This is a genomic window from Pseudomonas sp. PA-6-3C, assembly GCF_021605825.1.
GTDB classification, from domain to species: Bacteria; Pseudomonadota; Gammaproteobacteria; order Pseudomonadales; family Pseudomonadaceae; genus Aquipseudomonas; species Aquipseudomonas edaphica.
Window position 1 is genome coordinate 1 of record NZ_WKDV01000089.1, and the last position, 3646, is coordinate 3646.

Below are 3646 nucleotides of genomic sequence, written 5' to 3' on the forward strand. Positions count from 1 at the left end.
CCGCGATGGGCCATCCTTGGCCCAGCGCGGCTAACCCGGCGTCCTGCCGGGTTACCCACGGATTCAAGCCTGCGTTCGGCCATCGTGGTTAACGGGGCGCCTCAGATCAAAAGCAGATCAAGATCAAGATCTACAGCACGGCGGCCTAGTAGCCGACCTGAGTGGTTAGATCAAAAGCGAAAAGCGGAGTTGCATATACCTGGGATCTGCTTTTCTGTGGGAGCTGGCTTGCCTGCGATGCAGACACCTCGGTGTGTCAGGCACACCGAGTTGATGCCATCGCAGGCAAGCCAGCTCCCACACTGGACCGTGCCGTTTTAGGCCCTCTTCATCTTTTTATGGTCATTTATGGAAAAGTCTAAGTTTCGCAAAATTGGAATGCTCGCGGTGTTGGCTGTTGCCATTGGCCTGGTGGTGTACACGGTGCAGGCTCCTGCCGATGCGCCGCAGTACCTCACTGCCACGGCTGAGCGCGGTGATATTGAGAATGCGGTGTTGGCCACCGGTTTGCTTGAGGGCATCAAGCAGGTCGATGTTGGCGCGCAGGTGTCGGGGCAGTTGAAGTCGCTCAAGGTCAAGGTCGGCGACAAGGTGAAGAAGGGCCAGTGGTTGGCGGAGATCGACCCGCTGATTCTGCAAAACACCTTGCGTAAAGCCCAGGTGGATGAGGAAAACCTGCAGGCCCAGCGCCGCGCCACGGCGGCGCAGCTCAAGCAGGCCAAGTCGGTGTATGAGCGCTACAAGGGCTTGCAGGTGGATGAGTCGGTATCGCGTCAGGATTTTGAAGATGCCGAGTCCACGTTCCAGGTGCAACAGGCCAACCTGTTGTCCCTGGATGCGCAGATCAAAAGCGCGCATATCCAGATCGATACCGCCAAGGTCAATCTGGCGTACACGCGCATCGTCGCGCCCATTGACGGCGATGTAGTCGGCATCGTCACGCAGGAAGGCCAGACCGTGATCGCCAACCAGTTGGCGCCGGTGCTGCTCAAGCTGGCCGACCTGGACACCATGACCGTCAAGGCCCAGGTGTCGGAGGCCGATGTGATCCATATCAGCCCCGGCCAGCAGGTGTATTTCACCATCCTGGGTGAAGCCGACAAGCGCTACTACGCCAAGCTGCGTGGCACGGAGCCGGCGCCGCAGAACTTCCTCGAAACCCAGACCGCCGGTACGCCCAAGCAGAACACCGCGGTGTTTTACAACGCGCTGTTCGACGTGCCTAACCCGGACCATCGTCTGCGCATCGCCATGACCGCCCAGGTGCGTATTGTGCTCGACACTGCCCAGGCGGCCTTGATAGTGCCGGTGGCGGCGCTTGGTGCGCGCAATAACGACGGCACTTACCCGTTACGGGTGCTGGACGCCAAGGGCAAGGCGCTGTCGCGGGATGTGAAGACTGGCATCAATAACAACGTCAAGGTGCAGATCCTGGAGGGCCTGGCCGAGGGCGACAAAGTCGTGATCGGCGACGCCAGCCCAGCTGTGGCGGGGAACTGAGCCATGACCCAACCCCTGTTGGAGCTCAAGGGCATTACCCGCAGTTTCATGGCCGGCGAGCGCGAGTTCATCGCACTCAAGGGCATTGACCTGACGATTCATGCCGGCGAAATGGTCGCGATCATCGGTGCCTCGGGTTCGGGCAAATCCACCTTGATGAATATCCTCGGCGGCCTGGACTACGCCACCGCCGGCAGCTACAAGATCAACGGCATCGAGACCCGCTCGCTGGGCGATGAGCAGTTGGCGGAACTGCGCCGGGATTACTTCGGGTTTATCTTCCAGCGCTACCATTTGCTCGCGCACTTGAGCGCCTTGCATAACGTGGAAATGCCGGCGATCTACGCCGGTACGCCCGAGAGCCAACGGCACAGCCGCGCGCGCGACCTGCTCACGCGCCTGGGCCTGGCGGGGCACACCACCCACCGCCCGAGCCAGCTCTCCGGTGGCCAGCAACAGCGCGTAAGTATCGCCCGGGCCTTGATGAATGGCGGTGAGGTGATCCTCGCCGACGAGCCCACCGGCGCCCTCGACACCCACAGCGGCAAGGAGGTGATGCGCATCCTCGCCGAGCTGCACGCGGCCGGGCACACGGTGATTATCGTCACCCACGACCCCAAGGTCGCGGCGAACGCCCAGCGGATTGTCGAGGTGTGTGATGGCGAGATAGTCAGCGACAAGGCCAATGACAGTGTGGGGCTGGAGTTGCCCAGCGAAGCGCCGATTGAGCCCAATCGCAGCGGCGCACGGCGCCTGGTGGCGAGCCTGGGGTTGTTCAAGGAGGCCTTCAATATGGCCTGGGTCGCGCTGATTTCCCATCGCATGCGCACCTTGCTGACCATGCTGGGAATTGTCATCGGCATTACCTCGGTGGTGTCGATTTCAGCGATCGGCGAGGGGGCCAAGCGTTATGTGCTCAAGGACATCCAGGCGATTGGCAGCAACACCATCGATATCTTTTCCGGCACCAGTTTCGGCGACAGTCGTGCGTCGGCCATCGAGACGTTGATGCCGTCGGATGTGGATGCGTTGAATCAACTGTATTACGTCGACAGCGCCACGCCGGTGGTAGGGCGCAACCTGTTGCTGCGCTTTGGCAATATCGACCTGGATGCGCAGGTGAATGGCGTCAGTGATCGGTATTTCAAAGTGAAAGGGCTCAAGCTCGAAGCCGGGATTGCCTTCAGTGAAAGTGATGCGCGGCGTCAGGCGCAGGTGGTGGTGATTGACCACAACACTCGGCATCGCCTGTTCGGGCCGAACGTGGACCCACTGGGGCAGGTGATCCTGGTTGGGAACCTGCCGTGTACGGTGATCGGGGTGACGGCTGACAATAAAAACATGTTCGCTGCCAGTAAGGCGTTGAACGTGTGGGTACCTTATGAAACGGCGGCGGGGCGGCTGTTGGGGCAGCGGCATCTGGACAGCATTACCGTGCGTATCAAGGATGGGCAGCCGAGCAAGGTGGTGGAAGACAACGTTAACAAGCTGATGCTGCAGCGGCATGGGACCAAGGATTTTTTCACCAATAACCTTGATAGCATCATGCAGACGGTGCAGAAAACCAGCCGCTCCCTGGCGCTGCTGTTGTCGCTGATTGCGGTGATTTCGTTGTTGGTGGGGGGGATTGGGGTGATGAATATCATGCTGGTGTCGGTGACTGAGCGCACCCGTGAGATTGGGATTCGCATGGCGGTGGGGGCGCGGCAGTCGGATATTCGCCAGCAGTTTCTGGTGGAGGCGGTGATGGTGTGTTTGATCGGCGGGGTTATTGGGATTTCGTTGTCTTACGCCATTGGGTATCTGTTTTCGCTGTTTGTGAAGGAGTGGGAGATGGTGTTTTCCGTGGGGTCGATTGTGACGGCGTTTGCGTGTTCGACGTTGATCGGGATTGTGTTTGGTTTTGTGCCGGCACGGAATGCGGCGCGGTTGGACCCGATTGAGGCGCTGGCGCGGGATTGATTGGCTTTTGGTGGCGGTTTGTCGGCGTGTATATCCGTTATTTGGGTAACGGCGGCTTATGGTTCCGCTCTTACAGCGGGTCACTTTTGGCAAACGCCCTGTACGGACCGGACACATGGTTGACGGGTGTGCGGGGACATGGTGGACACTTCTCGGCGAAGCCAGCTTCGCCGGGAGGCCATCA

2 protein-coding genes are annotated in these 3646 nt (G+C 60.0%); both read left to right on the forward strand.

The genetic code is table 11. The features are described 5' to 3' along the window. Positions 1 to 348: 348 nt before the first annotated feature. Positions 349 to 1500: a macrolide transporter subunit MacA gene (gene macA / locus GIW48_RS29525; protein ID WP_017134518.1), complete on the forward strand. Its 1152-nt coding sequence runs from the start codon at positions 349 to 351 to the stop codon at positions 1498 to 1500. Between the two features lie 3 nt (positions 1501 to 1503). Then, entirely contained in the window at positions 1504 to 3462 is a 1959-nt protein-coding gene (locus GIW48_RS29530) for a MacB family efflux pump subunit (protein ID WP_236472987.1), read from the forward strand. Positions 3463 to 3646 lie beyond the last annotated feature (184 nt).